Source organism: Erwinia sp. 009765445 (genome assembly GCF_058137865.1).
The window spans coordinates 235927-254597 of the sequence record NZ_JBYUWC010000007.1 but is presented as its reverse complement, the minus strand read 5'-3'; the positions used below and the strand labels follow the sequence as shown (position 1 = coordinate 254597).

Genomic DNA, 18671 nt, shown 5'->3' with positions numbered 1-18671 from the left:
GTTGTATGCCTTCAGGCGTCACGATCCGGCAGATCGCAACGCCCGTCTGGTCAGTGGCTGTAGGGCCGTTGCAGGTTGCAGTCGCGGTTCAGCTCCACGCCAAAGCCGGGCTCATCCAGCACCGATTTATGCAGGCGACCGTTCTCTGGTACCGGTTCATCCAGCAGGATCGGGTCGAACTGCGGGCGCAGCGAGGCGCAGTCCGGGCTGGTCATCAGGAACTCGCTGAACGGCGTGTTGGTGAAGGTGATCACCGCGTGATGGGAATAGACCGACGAGCCATGCGGCACAACCAGCTGTCCGCGAGCTTTGGCGATGGCGGCGATCTCGACCAGCGTGGTCAGGCCGCCGCACCAGCCAACGTCCGGCTGCATAATATCGATGCCGGTTTCCGACAGGGTCTGGAAGGATTGCAGCGTGCCGTGATGCTCGCCGCTGGTGATCATCATTCCGGGCGGGGCATTGCGTTTTAATTCACGATAGCCCTCAAATTGCTGCGGCGGCAGACACTCTTCCAGCCATTTCACGTTGTAAGGCGCACAGCCATGAGCCAGTTTAGTGGCAAAGTTAACGTCCTGGCTCATCCAGCAGTCCAGCATCAGCCAGAAGTCCGGGCCGCATTTTTCGCGGTAGTGCGCCACGCGCTCCACCTCTTTGCGGATACCGGCATCGCCATCGTGTGGCCCCCATTGCACCGCCATTTTTCCGCCGATAAAGCCCATCTCTTTCGCCAGGTCCGGACGCGCACCGGTGGCATAAAAACGGATTTCATCACGCACCGCGCCGCCCAGCAGTTTGTAAACCGGCAGCCCGACAACTTTGCCGAACAGATCCCACAGCGCCAGGTCGATGCAGGAAAGGGTGTTCATCACCAGCCCGCCAGATCCGGCGTAGTACATCGTGGCACCCAGCATCTGGTCGTGGATCAGTTTGATATCGCTGACGCACTTGCCCTCGATAAAGCGGTTGAGGTGTTTCTCGACAATAAAGCAGCCCATCTCTCCCGCCGTGGAGACGGCAAAGCCGGTCTGGCCGTTATCGGCTTCCACTTCCACCACCAGCGTGCCGAGCACGTTGATGCCAAACGACTGGCGGGACTGCTCATACTGTTTGTATTTGCTCATTGGCGTGGCGACATGGTCATCAATCCAGTGATGAGCGCCCTGATCGTGATAGTCACCGCCGCCGCTGCCTTTCTCCGCCGTTGCACCGCCGGTGAAGTAAGCACGCACGTGTTTTATTTTAGGTAGGGACATAGAGGTATTCCTTTCAGAGTGAGGAGGCTTTCAGATCGAACGGACTGTGCCAGCCAAGCAGGCGGGAGACATCTTTGGCACAACTGATGGTTTTGCCGGCAAAGAGTTCGCGATTGTCTTCGGTGATTTGCAGGCGGGTGCCGACGGCGGAAATGGCCGCGGTCAGCTCATTGCGGGCGTTAAAGACCGGCGCTGCCACGCAGCGGACATCGCTGTAGTCCTCGCCGTTGTCATAGCTCCAGCCCTGGCGACGGATTTTGTGTAACTCTTCACGCAATTTCTCCGGCGTGGCCAGCGTGGTGGGCGTGGCGGCTTCAAAACGCAGCTGCTGGATAATCTGCTCCTGCTGCACTTCGCTCTGCCAGGCCAGCAGGCACTTACCGATGCCGGAGCGATACAGCGACAGGCTTTTCCCCTCGTGCGAGCGCACGCTGATGGTGGAGGAGGACTCAACCTTGAGAATGTACCAGGCATTGTCATGATTAATGATGCCGAGGTGGCAGAGCAGGTTGGTCTCTTCCATCAATTGCGTCAGGCGATTTTTGGCGATATCGCGCAGGTCGAACTGGCTTAGGGCATGGCCAGCCAGCTCCACTAGTTTGGTCCACAGGCAATAATTGTCGCGGCTGTCGGTGGAAATAAGCCCCTGATTTTTCATTTCGCCCAGTAATAAATAGGCGGTGCTTTTCGGCAATCCTAAGGCCGCAATAATGTCGGCGGCGGGACTCGGGCCTTTACAGGCGAGAAAATTGAGAATATCCATCGCCCTGGTGAGCGCCGGAACCTTGGTTGTTTCCATTATGCTGGACTCCAGTCTTGTTCGCTGGAATGAGTGTTGTCGGACGGAGGGCTGTTTTATGTGACTGCTATCAAATAAAAAAGGCGAAGAGGAATTAGCGGAATTTTTCCGTGCAGAAGTGTGATCGCTGCCAGAGAATTTATTGCGGCGAGTACAACCGGTTGTACTAAATTGGGCTGCTCAGGGGAAGGCGGGCGGGAAAAAACAGGAAACTGACGCCCGATGCAGGCGTCAGTTTGAAGGTTGGTTGGCCTTTTAGAAGAGCTGGCGATAAAGCTCGGTAATATCGGCCAGCGAGGCGTCACGGGGATTGCCACCGGTGCAGACATCATCCAGCGCAGCCTGCGCCAGTGCCGGGATATCTTCCTCCTTCATCCCCACATCACGCAGCCGGGCAGGAATACCGACATCGGCCGAGAGTTTTTTCACTGCCTCAACGGCGGCGACTCTGACTTCGCTTAGCGTTTTACCACACACGCCCGGCACGCCCATCGCACGAGCGATATCGCGGTATTTCTCACCGGTATAATCTGCATTCCAGGCCATCACGTGTGGCAGGATAATGGCATTAGCCACGCCGTGCGGCACGTTATAAAAAGCCCCCAGCGGATGTGCCATACCGTGAACCAGGCCCAGGCCGACGTTAGAGAAGCCCATTCCGGCCACGTACTGGCCCAGCGCCATATCCTCAACGCCTTTTTTCTCTCCGGCCACGGAGGCACGCAGCGAGCGGTTGATAATCTGAATGGCTTTCAGGTGCAGCGCATCGGTAAGTTCCCACGCGCCTTTGGTGGTGAAGCCTTCTATGGCGTGGGTCAGCGCATCAATCCCGGTGGCGGCCTTCAGCGATGGCGGCATGCTGGCCATCATTTCCGCATCGATAATCGCCACAATCGGAATGTCATGGGGATCGACGCAAACGAATTTACGGCGGTTTTCCTCGTCGGTAATCACATAGTTGATGGTTACTTCCGCGGCGGTTCCCGCAGTGGTCGGGATTGCGATAATCGGTACGGCCGGATGGCGGGTATCGGCAACGCCTTCCAGACTGCGCACATCGGAGAATTCGGGGTTATTAATAATAATGCCGATGGCTTTTGCCGTGTCCTGCGGCGAGCCACCGCCAATGGCGATCAGATAATCAGCCTGCGAGGTTTTAAAGACATCAACGCCATTTTTCACCACGGCGATGGTTGGATTAGGCACCACTTCGTCGTAAATGACGTAGGGCAGTTGGTTTTTATCCAGCAGCGCCGTGACTTTTTCAATAACACCCGCTTTTATTAATGTTTTGTCTGTGACCAGTAACGCTTTTTTTAAATTCCTTTGGGAAACTTCATCAACTATTTTGGCAATGGATCCGGGGCCGAACCAGGATGTTTCATTCAGTATCATACGGTGCAGCATTTTATTCTCCTGTAGAGTGGCAGTGTTCTTGCTGATTTTTTTCGCACTGCAGGAAAATATGCGGATCAATTGGCCGGGCGATATTGATTAAGATCACCTATCATAGGCTTTTCTACTCTGTTCACTGACTGAAAAGGATTCAGCCATGTTCCGCCTTCCCCTGTCTGCCGCCCTGATGCTCTGCTCCGTCACCGCGTTTGCCGATGCCAGCTCCCCCAATCCCGAATGCGCCAACATCAAAAACTATGCTGCCGCAGGCGATAAGGCTTACAAGGCAAAACAGTATGATAAAGCGCGTGAAAGCTACACGCAGCAGGTGGGCTGGAGCGAAAGCTGCCAGTTGTCGGAGAGCGCCATCGCCACGGCATACAACAATGTGGCACTGACCTGGGTCCGTCAGGGGCAGTATCTGAAGGCAAAAGCGTGGCTGACGATTAATGAGAAGGACGCCAAATCCCGGTACAACCTCGGTCTGATTAAGGACAAGCTGACGGCACTGCCGCAGCCCACTGGCCCGGGAGGAGAATACTGGCTGTATGCCGGGAAAGGGATGTGGAACAGCTATGAGGTGAAGGCAGTGAAAGGGGAGAAATACAAAGTCGCCTTTGATGGCGTTTATGCCGGTGGCAACGCGATGATGTATGGCCCGAATATCGGCGGTCTTGAGGGGGTGGTGGCGATTAAAGATAATCAGGGCACTTATCAGCAGCCGGATATTGGCAATGAGCCGGGGTGTGCCGTCAGCATGAATTTCACCCCTGCCAGCCTGCAGACTTCAGTCAAAGGGGATTGTGGTTTTGGCTTTAACGTCCGGGCAGAAGGGGATTATGTCCGCGTGAAGTGATGGTATCACGCTGCTCTTTCGGAGCGATTCTGTCAGACGCTACGGCCCCCAATTTTTGGAGGCCGTTTTAACAAAGAACGTTTCTGTCAGTTTGCTCAGTTATGTGCGTACTTGCCGGACACCTTGCTGCCCGGTTCCCCCGTCAGCTCATCTTCATCGGTGATTTCCGGAACCGGCAGGCTGGTCGCCACGCCCCAGCAGTAGCAGACCAGCGAAACGATCACTGCCAGGGTCATATCTATTGGTGAGCCGATCGCATTGATGCCGCCAAAGGTGCCGAGGTAAGAGACAGCCAGGATTAGCAGGTAATAGGCCAGCAGCCACCAGGCGCACTTCAGGTCACGCGCTGAGTTTTCGTTTTTCTTACCGAATACCGCATAGCCAATCCACGCCAGCACCAGAATCGGGATCAGGATGATATTCACTGACCAGCCGCTCCAGTAAATCAGCAGGGTACTGGCAACGAACGCCAGCGGGCTGAGAATGGCCGCCACCGGCAGGCGGAACGGACGGGCCATCCCGGGCAGGTGGCGGCGGAAAGCGCCAAGGCTGATCGGGCCGGGCATGTAGGTGAAAACGGTAGCGGAAGTCACGGCGCCAATCAGCCCGCCCCACACCTGGAACCCGGAAGGCAGCGTCCAGGCAATCGACAGGATCAGCGACAGCCACAGTGCGCCACGCGGCACGCCGGATTTGGCATCCACTTCCCCGAAGATTTTGAACAGATGGCCGTTACGCGCCCAGGCAAACAGCACGCGACTGGCACCGGCCAGGTAGATGTTGCCCGTACCGGCGGGGGAAATCACCGCATCCACCAGGATCAGGTTAATCAGCCAGGTGATCCCCAGGCTGCGCGCCAGGTCGGCATACGGCGACTGGAAGACTTTCTTCAGGCCGTCCCAGCCGTTAGCCGACAACGCCTGAGAAGGCACCGCGCCCATAAAGGCATACTGCAGGGCAATGTAGATCACAAAACTGACGGCGATGGCGATGAAGATTGCCAGCGGCACGTTGCGCTGCGGGTTTTTGGCTTCGCTGGCGAAGTCGACCGCCTGTCGAAAGCCGAGATAAGCAAACACGATGCCTGCGCCGGTCAGCGAGGTGAAGATGCCGTGCGCGCCGCCCGGAGGGGGTGGTGGTACATCCAGGTTTGCGCCGCTGAAGTAGAGGAACAGCGTGACGATAGTCAGCAAGGGCACCACAAATTTAAAGGTGGTGACGATGGTATTCACCCGGCCAAAGAAGCTGACGCTCCAGTAGTTCAGCAGGAAGAAGCCCACCAGCAGCAGGATCTGCACCGCAAAGCCAAGCGTTGTCGGGCTGCCGTCGGGATTGCTGACCGCAGGCCACCAGTACTGGGCATACTGGCGCACGGCTTCTACTTCCACGCCTGCGGTACTGGTGTAGGCCAGCAGGGAGCTGACGCCAATCACAAACCCGACCACGTTGCCGTGTGAGAAGTTAGGGTAACGCACAAAGCCGCCAGCACGCGGAATGGCGGCCGACAGCTCAGCAAAGACCAGACCGATTAACAGCACGATAATTGCGCCGAGGATCCATGCCCAGCCCGTTTGTGCCCCGGCGTAGCCTGAACTGGTCAGCGCTGCGTACAGCCAGCCGGAACCGATCATCGAACCGATCCCCAGCAGGCTGAGATCGACCAGCCCTAATTTTTGTTTAAATGCACCCTTAGCCATAAGAACCTCATGTTGTGATATCGTGGCTTATTTATTGGTTAAGCCATTCTGATGTGGTGTTGCGGTAAAAAGGGGTAAAAGCATATTGCATGCCAGAAAAAATAACCGTCCGGCCGTAATTAAATATCCGGATCAGGAGGGTGAAATATAAGGAGGTTTGTGGCTTGACTAAGAGTTTATTCTGGAGGGTAAATAGTAATGAAGTTATTTATTGTTCGCCTGCAGTGCGGGGTGCACTCCGATGATCCATTATTTAATAAATATAATGGAAATTTACAAAATGATATAATTGCGTCGCCCGGTAATAAGAATTAATTATTGCCGGGCGTGATGGTTTTTTATTCAGACATGATGCTGGCAGCTAATTGTGCACTGTCAGGGGTATTACCAATCAATTCGGTCAACAGGTTATTCACGCCGTCGCTCATCGCGGTGAAATGAGTCTGGGAAGAACGGGTCACCACGATAAACACGCCAACGCTGTACTGCGGCACCATCGCCATATAGGTGATAAAGCCACCGCCACCACCGGTTTTCTGGATAATGCCGGGGCGTCCGCCCTGCGGAGCCATATAAACCCACCCCATGCCCAGCGCCGAGGCTTTGCCCGGGACGTCCATGCCATCCACTTTAGTCAGCTGGTTACGCTGATAAATCATGGTCTGGATCCGGTCAGCCTGCGGCGAGCGCGCATGAACATCCGAAGAGAGGAACTGCTGCATCCAGCGGCCCATGTCGTCCGGTGTGGAGTAGATACCGCCGCTGCCAATGGCTGCCAGCGTGTTCGTGCACGGGCTGGCACCTTTCTCGGCCACCATCAGCCGTGAGCACTGATCGGGTGAAGGAGTGAACGTGGTGTCCTTCATCCCCAGCGGGCGGGTAATCTCACGCTGCAGCAGGGTGGGATAGGGCACACCGGCAGCACGCGACAGGGCATCGCCAAGCAAATCGAAGCCCAGATTAGAATAGGCTGCCTGAGTGCCGGGCGCGGCTTTCAGGCGGGCGGTTTCAATCCAGTTCCAGCGCTGGTTCGCGGTCGGCCAGACAAACACCGGCCGGTGAGGTTTACCACCGGGTTGCTCACGGGGCAGGCCGCTGGTGTGGGTTGCCAGGTTGATCAGGCGAATGGTCTGTCCGGCATAGTCCGGCACGCTGCTGCCACGCGGAGCGTATTTGCTCAGGGGGTCATCCAGCCGCACCACACCTTCTTCAGACAGCTTCACCAGCAGCTCGCTGGTCATCAGCTTGGTCAGCGAGGCGATACGGATCACCGAATCCTTTTGCGGCCGGACGCGGCTGCCGGGGCGCACCGAGCCCTGGCTGGCAAACACGCGCTGATTGGCGTCAATCGCCACCATCGCCATACCGGTCGCTTTGGTGTTGTAGAAGATATTCTGGGCGTAGCGGTCAACAATCTGAGACGCCAGCAGGGGATCCGGGGTGGTCTGGGCCGCCATCCCGCCCAGCGGAAGGGCAGCAACAAACAGCGCCAGCAAACGGTGAACAAAGGGTTTCAACGTGCGTGTATCCATCAGATTGAACAGAAAAGTACCCGTATAGTAATCTGTTTTTAACTGGCGTAAAAAGACGTCATCTGACTTTTTTTGGCGCTAAAGCATGTCTTGCCACAGGCCCCGCTTCGCTTGAGGGGCGGAATCCCTTCCGCCTGACGATCACCAGGCCAGAGCGCGGCCTTCGTTCTGCTGCTGGTCGTCGACCTTGAACACGCTGATGGCCTGCGACAGCTGCACCGCCTGTTCCTGCAGTGACTGGGCTGCCGCTGCGGACTCATTCACCAGCGCGGCGTTCTGCTGGGTCACCTGGTCCATCTGGGTGATGGCCATGTTGATTTCATCAATGCCGGTACTCTGCTCGTTACTGGCAATAGAGATTTCACCCATGATAGCGGTCACGCTGTTAACGCTGGCGAGCACTTCATCCATGGTGGTTCCGGCAATGGCAACCTGCTTGCCGCCTTCATCCACTCTGGCGACAGAATCTTCAATCAGCTGGGCAATCTCTTTCGCCGCAGAGGCTGAACGTTGTGCCAGGCTGCGGACTTCAGAGGCCACCACGGCAAAGCCACGGCCCTGCTCACCGGCACGGGCGGCTTCAACCGCGGCGTTCAGCGCCAGAATATTCGTCTGGAAGGCGATGCCATCGATCACGCTGATGATATCAACAATCTTTTTCGACGAGCCGTTGATCATGTCCATCGTGCTGACAACCTGCTTCACGGCTGCGCCGCTCTGCACGGCCACCTTTGAAGCCTGAGCCGCCAGTTCGTTAGCCTGACGGGCGTTATCGGCATTCTGCTTCACGGTGGAGGTCATCTGTTCCATCGCCGCAGCGGTCTCTTCCAGCGAGCTGGCCTGCTGTTCGGTACGGGACGAAAGATCCATGTTACCGGCAGAAATTTCGCTGGAAGCATTGGTGATCAGATGCGTGCCTGAGCGAACTTCGGTAACGATACTCAGCAGGTTGTCGTTCATGTTCTTCAGCGCCTGCATCAGCTGGCCGGTTTCGTCCGATGAAGTGACGTGAATGGCCGTACGCAGATCGCCAGACGCAACGTTCTCGGCGATAGTCACCGCTTCACGAAGTGGGCGGACAATGGAGCGGGTCAGGAACAAGCCAAGCACAATGGCAGCCAGTACTGCGAGGAAGGAGAAGATCAGCGTGATCTGGATAGCGGTTGACCCATCAGAAAGCGCCTTCGCCCCTTCAGCCTGCATCTGCTGAGACTGGGAGTTAGCAAACTGAGCGACCAGATCCAGATAGGCCTTCTGCGAAGGCGTCATCTTTAACAGCGCAAATTCGGCGGCCGTATCAGCATTTCCCGATTTGATCAGCTCGATCAGCTGCGACTTGGCGTTCTCAAAAACCTGCGCCGCGTCTTTCACTGCCTGAATTTTCTTGATCCCCACCGGGGTGGTCTGAATTTTAGCGATTTCAGCAACGATCTTATCCGTTCTTTGCGTTGCTTCCGCCAGCTGGCCAAAACGCTTGACGTTTCTTTCCGGGCGGGTGGTGTCAATCACCATGCCGCGTAAATATTTAATCTGGTCATTAACGCCGTCGCGCGCGTCAAATGACAATCTGACTTTGATGTAGCGGTCGTTGATAATGCTGTTAACGGCCCTGTTAATATTCCCTGTTTTGATAATTGCCGTGATACTGACAATGATCATCAGCAGGATAACCAGACCAAAAGCTGCGCCGAGGCGCACGCCGACTCTCATATTCTTCACAGATGCCATCGTGTTTATTTCCTTGCCGGTAGATAGAAATTCACTCTGAATTCAAGGGTGAGTAATTTTTATGCCCTCAGAGGCTATTAAAATCGGCAATGGTCGAAAAAACTTGATGTATATCTCACTTTTTTACACGAATAATTGATTACTGTGCCGGATCCACCTTCAGGTTTACCAGGCCGATACCCAACTTGCGGGCGGCGAAACCGTCAATGGAACCGTCCGCCGTCTCTTCCGGGGTGGGGGCATGGATCTCGATGGTCCGTGCCTGACCTGGGTTGCTGAAATGCAGTTTAACCGTGCTGTCGGTGGTTCCGAGGTTGAACTGCCGGCTCACTTCACCCACTTTCACTGTGAACGGATGCTGGCTGTTACCGCCATACGCCCGCGCTGTCAGCGTCAGATCAAACTCTGCTGGCAGAGGTTCCAGATACTGGATACTGACTTCCGGCAGCAGATTGGCATCTGACCAGCGCCCGCCCCACGGCTCGATAAATGACAATCCGGTCACTTTCAGCACCTGTTTTGGCAGGCCGGGCAGGGCAAACAGAATACTGTCAGAAGTGTATTTCAGATCGTCATCGGCCACCCGCAACTGGGTGACGGTGCGTTGATACTGTTCGTCACTCTTATCGATTTGTTTGAAAGTCACATGGCCGGACGTTGCGCCGGGTTTAACCTGTTCAATGACCGGTGCCGAATTGAGCGTGCCGTTGGCGACGCAGAGATCGGTATTCAGTTCCAGCTTCTGGTCCCAGACATCGCCCATTTTGAAGCAGCGGTCAATCCATACAAATTTCTCATCCGGCGCAAAGCGTGAAAGCTGCTGTTTCAATGGCGCGGCAAGGTAAACATCAAACTTAGGCTCGATCTTATTCGGCGTCACCGACAGCAGCAGCGGCAGTTTGAAATGCACGCCGGAAAAACTGAAGGTATTTTTCGCCGTGTCGATCTTGTAGTCCGAGATCGCTTTCGGGAAGTTCCACAGCTTGATCACGTCCGGCTTCCACTCGTTCACTTTCTCTTTGATATTCAGATAGGTGGCAGCCATGGAGGTCGAGGAGAGACTGCTGCGGCCAAGGCCAATGAAGTTATCGCCGCCCATCGCATCCAACACGGTGGCTCCGTTATCCAGCGTGCTGCGCTTCACCGGGATCACTTTGCTGGTCACGTCATCGCCGCGCACCATAAAGAACAGGTCGCTGCGGTCATGCTGGTTCAGGTATTTCCAGGCGGTATTGTTCATCGCCAGATGATCGGAGCTGACCACGATAATAGTGTTGCGGAAGTAAGGCGTGGCCTGAATACGCTGGATCAACCGGGCGATATGCTCCTGACTGCAGGCCACTGCAGCAAAGGATTTGTTCGGTTTGCCTTCGAAAGGATACGCTTTGCGTTCGCAGCTGCGGGAGATAAAACCGTCCGGATGGTGGGTATCCACAGTCAGCGCAAACAGCGAAAACGGGCGGTTTTGCTTTGCCAGTTCCAGATACTTGTCAAACACCACATCCAGAAGCGTGTCGTCATACCAGCCCCAGTCGTTGCGGTAATTAGGGTCTTTCACCACGCTTTTCAGCTCGTTAAAGCCGTACAGATGATCGGACTCGAAGCCATGTGAGGAGAGAAACAGATCCTTCCCGGCAAAGCTCAGGCTGGCACCCTGGTAGAAGTAGTTCTGGTAGCCGGATGATTTCAAAATGTCGCCAAGGCAAACGTTCTGCGGATAGAAAGTTGACAACGAGCTGGAAGCATTGCCGTCAAAGGGCGCAAACAGGGGAATACCACACTGCGAAGCCACCATCCCGGCAATGGTATATTCGGTGCCGGGCAACTGCCCGGTATTGCTGAAATCGAGCGAGTTATCTTTGATTTTACTCAGTTCAGGCGCAAGGTCCGGGAAGGCTTTCTGATCGAAATAAGTGCGTTCCAGACTCTCGGCATAGATATAAACCAGGTTAGGTTTGTTCCCGCCAATCTGTCTGGTCGGGACTTTATAATGGCTGTAGAAATCGGTATTGCCTTTTCCCACCTGCGATTTGATCAGGCTGGCAACCTGCTGATAAGCGGGGGTGGTTTTGACCGAGGCTGCGGCCAGCACAACCGCCAGCAGACTGTAGAGGATACTGTAATGATGGTTTTTGCGCAGGCGTAAAATCCAGGCGAGGAAACCAAACAGCACCACCAGAGCAAGGATCAGGCCGATGCCTGGCAGGATATATTTCCCGACCCCGGCACCGCTCAGGCTGCTGGTGATGGTGTAAATAACCGCGTCGTTAATCCCTTCGCCGGTAAAATAATTACTCGCCAGCATTGAGGCGTTTAAAATAATGTAGACGCCGAGGAACAGCAAAATTGCTGAAAACCACAGTCTGTTTCTTCCCGCCTTCCATGTATAAAGCGCTACCGATGCGATGAAAAGTGTCAGTGAAAGCAATTCTGAAACCATTGGCTGTCTTTTATCCTCAAATGGCACATCCCTGGCCGATAGTGGCGATGTCAGTGGTCTGACGTGACGTCAGCAGGTCAATTTAGCGTAGCGAATTATCTCTGGCAATCCCGCGGCGGGACAGGTGTGGCGGGAGATTGAAGGGGATTATTACATTCCGTTTACGGTTTATTTAATTTAATGTTAAGGCCACATTGCCCGTCCTTACGTGTTCCTGTGGGGATAAACGGAAAGTGGGGATAAATTCGCGGAAATTAGCGCGAAACTGGCGGGGATGTTGGTTTCGCTGATTTGGATTGTTAAATTAAATTAACGCTTTCCTGGCGGCGTTCTGCCGGGATCTTGTTGCCGGAATTCAGATTTACATCACGTTATTCTCGTTCAGCTCTTCGTGCCAGAGCGTGTCCATCGCCTGTTCCAGCTTTTTAAACAGCCGGTAGCGCGGTTGGTGAAAAGCCTGGCGCTGCGGGTTGAGTTTGACGGCCTGCGCTACGCCTGCGGCAAGATTGGGCCAGGTGCCCACGCCAACGCCTGCGCAAATTGCGGCTCCCAGCGCGCCAGTTTCCTTGCATTCAGTTATCTGAATGGGAATGCCCAACACATCGGCAAACATCTGTGGCCAGATGCAGCTGCTGGCTGCACCGCCAGACAGCGTGGCGGCGGCAAAAGGTAACCCGGCAGCTCTCAGGCGATCGATATGCGCACGATGGGCGAAAGTAACCCCCTCGAACAGCGCAAACAGCATATCGGCGCGGGTGTGCCAGCCGCTCAACCCGTAGAAGCCTGCTTTGGCGGGTTCTTCTTTACGACCGGAGTAAAGGTAGGGATGGTAAAGCGGCAGATGGGTCTGCGGCACAACGTGGGCCACCAGGTCGCTGCTTTGCTCGGCTCCGGTGCCGCTGCGCCCGTCAGCAAATTCACGCACAAACCAGTCAAGATTGGTCGCTGAAGTGGCGCTGGCTTCGATAGCCATATATCGGTCGCGCTCGATCAGTGAATTCATAAAGACCGGGCGGAGATAGTCCGGGCTGGCCACCACCACCTGATTGATGCTCCAGGTTCCGGCCACTATTGATGCTTCGCCGACGGAAACCACGCCGGATCCTACCGCGCTGGCAACCACGTCGAAAATACCGGCCACCACAGGGATCCCGGCTGGCAAACCGGTTAAACGGGCGGCCTGTGGAGTCACGTAACCGGCCACCTCACTGGATTCATGCAGGGAAGGCAGAAGAGGGCGCGCGTCCTGCAGGTCGTACAGCGCCAGCAGCTCATCACTGTAGCCACGTACCGAGTGGTCGATTAAACCGGCTCCGGCCGCGTCGGAATAGTCCGCGCTGACTTCGCCGCTGAGAAAGTGGGCGATCACATCCTTGGCGCACAGCACATGGCCGATGCGCTGGTAACGCTGAGGATCGTGGCGCTTCAGCCAGCTCAGTAACACCGGCGTGGAGCTGGCCCACACTTTCTGCAGCGAGCGTGAATAGATTGCCGTAGCCCGTCCGGACTGTTCCAGTTCGTGCACCAGCTCAAGCGCGCGGCTGTCCACTGACTGAATGCCGATCAGCGGCTGCTGATGGCGATTTAGCGCGTACAGGCCATTGCCGTGACCGGCTGTCCCCACGGCAATCACCTGCGCATCCGGGAACTGAGCCAGACAGGCTTTAATCGCGGTGGTCACGCCCTGCCAGACTTCAGTCACCGGCCGCTCGGCATAGCCTGGCTGTGGCTGGTGGGTTTCTCCCGCGCAGCTGGCAACGGCGCGCACGGTGCCATCCAGATCGAACAGCACCGCCTTGATCATGGTGTTTCCGGCATCAATACCCAGTAGCTGGCTCATCAACTGCTTCCTTGTGCGTTATTCCGCCTGCTCGTACAGCGCCAGCGCCTGTTGCCCGCTGGCTCCCTGATGGATAATTGCCATCAGCGCTTTCACTACCCGTGCCGGGTTGTCGTGCTGATACACATTGCGGCCATACACCATGCCCGAAGCGCCCTGCGCCATCAGCGCCGCGCTTTTATTCAGCACCGCCCCCAGTTCGCCTTTGCCACCGCCGCGCACCAGCGTCGGGCAGCGGGCAGCTTCCACCACGCGGTAAAAGTCCTCCACGTTTTCGGTCGGGTCGACTTTGATGATGTCCGCTCCCAGCTCACGGGCCAGCCTGACCAGCGGCACCATTTTTTCCACCTCGCCCAGTGAACCATAAGCGGCACCCTGTCCGGCAGGGGCCATCACCAGCGGTTCGATCATCAGCGGCATCCCGTAACGTTCACAGGCATGGCGCAGGCGGCCAATGTTCTCAACGCACATGCGGAAAATGCCCGGCTCATCAGGGATCATGTAGAGGTTTACCACCACGGCTGCCGCATCCATCTGCAATGCAGCCAGGATCGGTTCATCGGGGTTGTGCAGTACGGCCCACATTTCACGGTGGCGTGCGGCGTTATAGGCATTACCCACATCAGTGCGTAACACCAGCGCGGGTTTGTGGCGTTGAGCCAGCTGTTGCAGCAGGTCAGCCTGGCCGTAGTTGACCTGAATGGCGTCCGGCTGGGCGGCGACCAGGTTGTGCATCACCTGACGGATATCTTCCAGTCCGGTTAAAAAATCTGGCTCGTTGGCGATACCATGGTCGATGGCAACGTCGAGACATTTTCCGTGATTAAACAGGCGGTTGAGTCTCACTTTCTGACTGGCTGACATGGCGGGATTCCTTGTTAACGGCCACCGGGGTAAGCCTGCCCAGCCCGTGCTGGCTGGCAAGGCGCGAGAGGGTTTCGGTCATATGTTGCTGTCGCCGTTCGGCAGGCCAGCCAAGTTCGTCAGCCAGCAGCCCGGCGATTTCATCAATCAGTAACGGGGTGAGCAGGCCGCCGATGGCCAGCGGCGTGCGGCGGACCAGCAGATCTTCCAGCAACTGTACCTGCTCATGGCGGATCAGGTAGCGCAGTTCATTCTGCGACCAGTCCGGGTTGGCGTGCAGGGCACGATCGGGCTGACTGCGCATAAAGCGCATCATCGGCTGAGCGCGGGTGCCATAGCGGGAAACCAGCTGTTCGACGCGGGTGGGGGAGAAGCTGTATTCGTGGCTGAGCGTTTTGATCCATTCGGGTTTACGCGCGGCGCTGGGGAAGTTACGGCCACCGCCAATCGGCAGATCCGTGGTGCTGACTTTTCGGCTTCGCCCCAGCAGCTTAAGCACCCGGTCAGCGGCTTGTTCGCCGAATTTGCGGAAGGTGGTCCATTTACCGCCTACCAGGCACAGCGTGGTGAAATCCCGCTCTGCGGTCGGCGGCAACAGCACCAGAGAGTGGTTGCGAGAGATTTTACCATTGCTTGCAGCTTCGCTGGCGGGCAGCGGGCGCACACCACAGAAGGTATACAGCACGTCTTCGTCACTGAGCGTCAGGTGGGGAAAGACAAATTTCAACGACTCCAGAATGTAGCGCTGCTCTTCTGCTTCACAAACCACGTTATCCGGGTCATCAACCCGGATGTCGGTTGAGCCAACCAGTACGTTGCCGAACCACGGAAACATAATGCAGACGCGGCCTTCCTGATTCTCGTAATAGATCATTTCGCCGTCGAGCATTTTCAACAGCTCCGGGCTTTTCAGGATCAGGTGCGATCCTTTGGTGCCGCCAATCAGCTTATGTTCTGGCCGCCGCGGGCTGAGCATGCCGTTAAGGCGATCGATCCACGCGCCGGTAGCGTTCACCACCACGTGGGCTTTCAGGCTGAACTCTTCGCCACTAATGGCATCGCGCAGGGTGAGGATCTCGCCGTCTCCGCTCTCCACGCTGACATAATTCAGCGCCAGAGCGGTCGGGTTGGCGCGCTCAGTATCATCAATCAGCTCAAAGCCCAGCCGTTCAGGTGCTGCAATCCATGCGTCGTAGTATGCTGCGCTGCATTTCACCCAGTCGGCCAGCCCGGGCCAGCGTTGTCTGGTCTGCTGCTGGTTGTGGAGCTGATGTCTGGGCATATTGCCATAGCGCCTGGACCAGGTGTCATACAGCGTCAGGCCGGTTTTGATCACCAGCGCACCGCGCCGTCCCGGTTTTTCCGACAGGCGTAAAAAGCGTTTCCCGGCGTTAATCAGACCGCCTGCCCAGCTGTCGACCGGCACCGTGGTGCGCAGAGGAGCTACGTAGTGGGGGGCGTTTTTCAGCAAGCGGTCGCGCTCCTGTACCGACTCTTTGACCAGCGCGAACTCGCCGGTTTCCAGGTAGCGCAGGCCACCATGGATCATGCGTGAAAGCGCGCCGCTGGCAGCCTGGCACCAGTCGCCTTTCTCCACCAACACCACCGGTATGCCCTGCAGAGCCAGTTCGCGGAAGGTGCTGATGCCATTGATCCCCCCGCCGACAATCAGCACTGGCGTGCGATCTGTCTGGCGAAGTCGGGCCACTTTTTCCTCGCGGTTTTCCGGTCTGATGTTCTCAGATGCCATGCTGTTCTCCTTTGCGCCTGCTCCTGTCAGGTATAGCCAGGCAAGCGGAGAAGGCCACTTTTCTGTTGCAAAACTGTTAACTAAAACGAGATCAGCAGAAGGGGAAGAGAAAAACATTGCGGAAAATCAATCGTCAGATGTCAGCTGCATGACTTAACGCAAATTCGGCACGTAATGCTAATAATCGTGTGTTAATGCTTCAAATGACACATTTACTTAATGATTTCGTCAAGAAAACCGCACGAAACGGTCATGCAAATGCACATTCTGTCACACTTCCCGCGCTACTATCTTCCACGCGAAATATATTGCAATTCTTCACAGGGATACAAAATGTTAACAAATATGCGCGTTTTATCCCGGGCCATTGGTCTGGGGTTGTTGGTGGGCAGTGCCTCTTTTGCTGCACACGCAGAAGTGACTTTACTGAAAGCCGATCCTCAGGCAGGCGACCCGCTCAGCCGCCTGACTTTTAAAGTGGGTGGTAGTATTCGTCCACAGTTCAACAACATGACCGGTGGCAGCGATAACGGCTCCTACAAACGTAATGGTTTCGATGGCGGTACCCGTTTCCGCTTTTCTGCTGACTACTATCTGTTTGATGACATCAGCTGGGTTAACTACTACGAACTGGGCGTGAACATTCCTGCCCTGTTCGACTGGGATAACCACTACGCCGATGGCGCGAACAACACCACCCGCCGCCAGCTGTATACCGGGCTGAAAAGTAAAACCTGGGGTCAGCTGACTTACGGTCAGCAAAACAGCACCTACTACGATGTGGTTGGCGCGAAAACGGATATCTGGGATTACGATATGCTGGCCCAGGCGCCGGGCAACGGCATCAACGGCGACTACGATGGGTCTTACCGATCACGTAAAATGCTGAAGTATAAAAATACCTTCGGTAATGCCGATGTGTATGCCTCTTACCTGTTCGAAGATAACGATTACCTGCCGGGTAACGGCCTGCGCTACAAGCGTAAAGGCGGCGGCTCTCTAGGTGTTGATTATCATCTGGCGAAGGATCTGACCTGGGGTACCGCCTGGAACTACACCCGTGCCGATATGCGTAATCCCGGCACTGATGATTCCAAAACCTGGAACCAGAATATCTACGGTACGGCTCTAAGCTGGAAGCCGGATCGGTGGACCTTCTCCTTCGGCGGCGGTTACTACCAGAACTTCCTGACCAGCAAGAAAAACAACGTGCATAACTACTTTGCCGGTGATGCATGGGGCATTGAGTACCTTGCCGGTTACACCATTCCGGTTGGGCAGTATGCGCTGAAGTCAGTGATGCCTTACTTTATGGGTGACCGCCTGGAGTACGTTAACGATCGCAATTACCAGCGCATCGATAACGGCGTGGGTGTGACCTTCCAGCTGGATTATGGCTTCCGTGTTGACTATGAGCACGTCTTCACTTCCAGCACCGACAACCTGGGTGATATGAACCTGGTGCGTCTGCGCTACGATTTCTGATGCTCTGTGTTCCCCGCTCAGGTGGGGAACGTATTTTTCGCCCGCCCATTCATAATAAAATGGACAGGAAAAGACCCCATGTACGACGGTTATACTGCAGGCGTTTTATAACAAATAACGCAGAGCTGTCTGACCGGGACGCAGGCTTTAACGGCAGAGAAGTTACGCTGTCAGTTTACTCAGGCAGAAGCGGTGGAAACCGGAGCAGGCATCAGTCGCAACTGTTTACCTGCCACGAAGAAGATGCTTCAATCACCGAAGTGGAGCTGGGGACAGCTCAATGAAAGGATCGCGGCTCAGGTTGAGCCGTATTGCCGGGATAACACGGGAGTGAAGTGACAGAGCATAACATTACCGACATTCTTGCCCCGGGGCTGCGCGTGGTGTTTTGCGGCATAAATCCGGGGAAATCCTCCGCCTATACTGGCTACCATTTTGCCCATCCGGGCAATCGTTTCTGGAAAACCATCTGGCAGGCCGGATTCACCGCTCAGCAGCTGAAACCCGAAGAAGAGATGAAACTGCTGGATACTCGTTGCGGCATCACCATGCTGGTGGAGCGTCCCACCAAAGAAGCGACCGAACTGTCGCGACTTGAGCTGCGTGATGGCGGTAAAGCGCTGCTGGATAAAATCCTGCACTATCAGCCTGATGCGCTGGCGGTGCTGGGCAAGCAGGCTTTTAAGCAGGCGTTCCACGTCAGCAAGGTGGAGTGGGGCAGGCAGCCGCAAACGATAGGTGAGACGGAGATCTGGGTTTTGCCCAATCCGAGCGGGCTAAATCGCGCCTTGCAGGATGAACTGGTTGCTGCCTATCAGGAGCTGGATACGGCGTTAGCTGCGCGTGGACTCTGATGCCGTGCAGAAATATGCAGAAGATTTTCATCGCTGTTGCAGGGAATTCAGAGGCAGGCCAGACTTCAGGTGAGTGAACAGGTTGATTTGAAACGTTGTGCGCTACACTGCGCGACGGGTGCTCTGGATCTGACGGTCCTGAGCGAATGCGTAAGGGTCATAACAGAGAAAGACT

At 55.8% G+C, this 18671-nt stretch carries 13 protein-coding genes; 3 read left to right on the top strand and 10 right to left on the bottom strand.

Going from position 1 to position 18671, the window contains the following annotated elements:
• Positions 1-50: 50 nt before the first annotated feature.
• The 3 genes from rhmD to fucO all read right to left on the bottom strand — a co-directional run bounded on the left by rhmD (position 51) and on the right by fucO (position 3462).
• Positions 51-1256, bottom strand: a complete 1206-nt coding sequence (gene rhmD, locus AC3Y5R_RS10085; protein WP_489921216.1) for an L-rhamnonate dehydratase — start codon at positions 1254-1256, stop codon at positions 51-53.
• A 13-nt stretch (positions 1257-1269) separates the two neighbouring features.
• Positions 1270-2058, bottom strand: a complete 789-nt coding sequence (locus tag AC3Y5R_RS10080; protein ID WP_489921236.1) for an IclR family transcriptional regulator — start codon at positions 2056-2058, stop codon at positions 1270-1272.
• Positions 2059-2310: 252 nt separating this feature from the next.
• Positions 2311-3462: a lactaldehyde reductase gene (fucO, locus tag AC3Y5R_RS10075; RefSeq protein WP_489921215.1), complete on the bottom strand. Its 1152-nt coding sequence runs from the start codon at positions 3460-3462 to the stop codon at positions 2311-2313.
• A gap of 145 nt (positions 3463-3607) precedes the next feature.
• On the opposite strand from fucO, the gene AC3Y5R_RS10070 reads away from it, so the two are divergent.
• Positions 3608-4306 (top strand): tetratricopeptide repeat protein, encoded by a 699-nt coding sequence (locus AC3Y5R_RS10070; RefSeq protein ID WP_489921214.1) that lies wholly within the window; start codon positions 3608-3610, stop codon positions 4304-4306.
• 95 nt (positions 4307-4401) lie between these two features.
• On the opposite strand, the gene AC3Y5R_RS10065 is transcribed toward AC3Y5R_RS10070, so the two are convergent.
• The 7 genes from AC3Y5R_RS10065 to AC3Y5R_RS10035 all read right to left on the bottom strand — a co-directional run bounded on the left by AC3Y5R_RS10065 (position 4402) and on the right by AC3Y5R_RS10035 (position 16157).
• Positions 4402-6003, bottom strand: a complete 1602-nt coding sequence (locus AC3Y5R_RS10065; protein ID WP_489921213.1) for an APC family permease — start codon at positions 6001-6003, stop codon at positions 4402-4404.
• A gap of 338 nt (positions 6004-6341) precedes the next feature.
• Positions 6342-7535, bottom strand: coding sequence for a D-alanyl-D-alanine-carboxypeptidase/endopeptidase AmpH (ampH, locus tag AC3Y5R_RS10060; protein WP_489921212.1), 1194 nt, complete (start codon positions 7533-7535; stop codon positions 6342-6344).
• Between the two features lie 141 nt (positions 7536-7676).
• Positions 7677-9263, bottom strand: coding sequence for a methyl-accepting chemotaxis protein (locus AC3Y5R_RS10055; RefSeq protein ID WP_489921211.1), 1587 nt, complete (start codon positions 9261-9263; stop codon positions 7677-7679).
• A 139-nt stretch (positions 9264-9402) separates the two neighbouring features.
• On the bottom strand, positions 9403-11703 hold the full coding sequence (gene opgB / locus AC3Y5R_RS10050) for a phosphatidylglycerol--membrane-oligosaccharide glycerophosphotransferase (protein WP_489921210.1): 2301 nt from the start codon (positions 11701-11703) through the stop codon (positions 9403-9405).
• Between the two features lie 361 nt (positions 11704-12064).
• Positions 12065-13543 carry an FGGY-family carbohydrate kinase gene (locus AC3Y5R_RS10045; RefSeq protein ID WP_489921209.1) on the bottom strand — a complete coding sequence of 493 codons (1479 nt, stop codon included), beginning with the start codon at positions 13541-13543 and terminating at the stop codon, positions 12065-12067.
• An 18-nt stretch (positions 13544-13561) separates the two neighbouring features.
• Entirely contained in the window at positions 13562-14407 is an 846-nt protein-coding gene (locus AC3Y5R_RS10040; protein WP_489921208.1) for a class I fructose-bisphosphate aldolase, read from the bottom strand.
• A complete protein-coding gene (locus AC3Y5R_RS10035) occupies positions 14367-16157 on the bottom strand; it encodes a glycerol-3-phosphate dehydrogenase/oxidase (RefSeq protein WP_489921207.1) in 1791 nt (596 codons plus the stop codon). Before AC3Y5R_RS10035 ends, AC3Y5R_RS10040 begins: the two co-directional genes overlap by 41 nt.
• A gap of 345 nt (positions 16158-16502) precedes the next feature.
• Here AC3Y5R_RS10035 and AC3Y5R_RS10030 point away from each other — a divergent pair, with 345 nt between their 5' ends.
• Positions 16503-17642 carry a porin gene (locus AC3Y5R_RS10030; protein ID WP_489921235.1) on the top strand — a complete coding sequence of 380 codons (1140 nt, stop codon included), beginning with the start codon at positions 16503-16505 and terminating at the stop codon, positions 17640-17642.
• Between the two features lie 335 nt (positions 17643-17977).
• A complete protein-coding gene (gene mug / locus AC3Y5R_RS10025) occupies positions 17978-18496 on the top strand; it encodes a G/U mismatch-specific DNA glycosylase (protein WP_489921206.1) in 519 nt (172 codons plus the stop codon).
• Positions 18497-18671 lie beyond the last annotated feature (175 nt).

Bases quoted from the DNA above. Each gene is read 5' to 3' on its own strand.
- ampH (WP_489921212.1), bottom strand. From the start codon at position 7,535: ATGGATACACGCACGTTGAAACCCTTTGTTCACCGTTTGCTGGCGCTG.
- rhmD (WP_489921216.1), bottom strand. From the start codon at position 1,256: ATGTCCCTACCTAAAATAAAACACGTGCGTGCTTACTTCACCGGCGGT.
- opgB (WP_489921210.1), bottom strand. From the start codon at position 11,703: ATGGTTTCAGAATTGCTTTCACTGACACTTTTCATCGCATCGGTAGCG.
- AC3Y5R_RS10035 (WP_489921207.1), bottom strand. From the start codon at position 16,157: ATGGCATCTGAGAACATCAGACCGGAAAACCGCGAGGAAAAAGTGGCC.
- AC3Y5R_RS10065 (WP_489921213.1), bottom strand. From the start codon at position 6,003: ATGGCTAAGGGTGCATTTAAACAAAAATTAGGGCTGGTCGATCTCAGC.
- AC3Y5R_RS10055 (WP_489921211.1), bottom strand. From the start codon at position 9,263: ATGGCATCTGTGAAGAATATGAGAGTCGGCGTGCGCCTCGGCGCAGCT.
- AC3Y5R_RS10030 (WP_489921235.1), top strand. From the start codon at position 16,503: ATGCGCGTTTTATCCCGGGCCATTGGTCTGGGGTTGTTGGTGGGCAGT.
- AC3Y5R_RS10045 (WP_489921209.1), bottom strand. From the start codon at position 13,543: ATGAGCCAGCTACTGGGTATTGATGCCGGAAACACCATGATCAAGGCG.
- AC3Y5R_RS10040 (WP_489921208.1), bottom strand. From the start codon at position 14,407: ATGTCAGCCAGTCAGAAAGTGAGACTCAACCGCCTGTTTAATCACGGA.
- AC3Y5R_RS10070 (WP_489921214.1), top strand. From the start codon at position 3,608: ATGTTCCGCCTTCCCCTGTCTGCCGCCCTGATGCTCTGCTCCGTCACC.
- fucO (WP_489921215.1), bottom strand. From the start codon at position 3,462: ATGCTGCACCGTATGATACTGAATGAAACATCCTGGTTCGGCCCCGGA.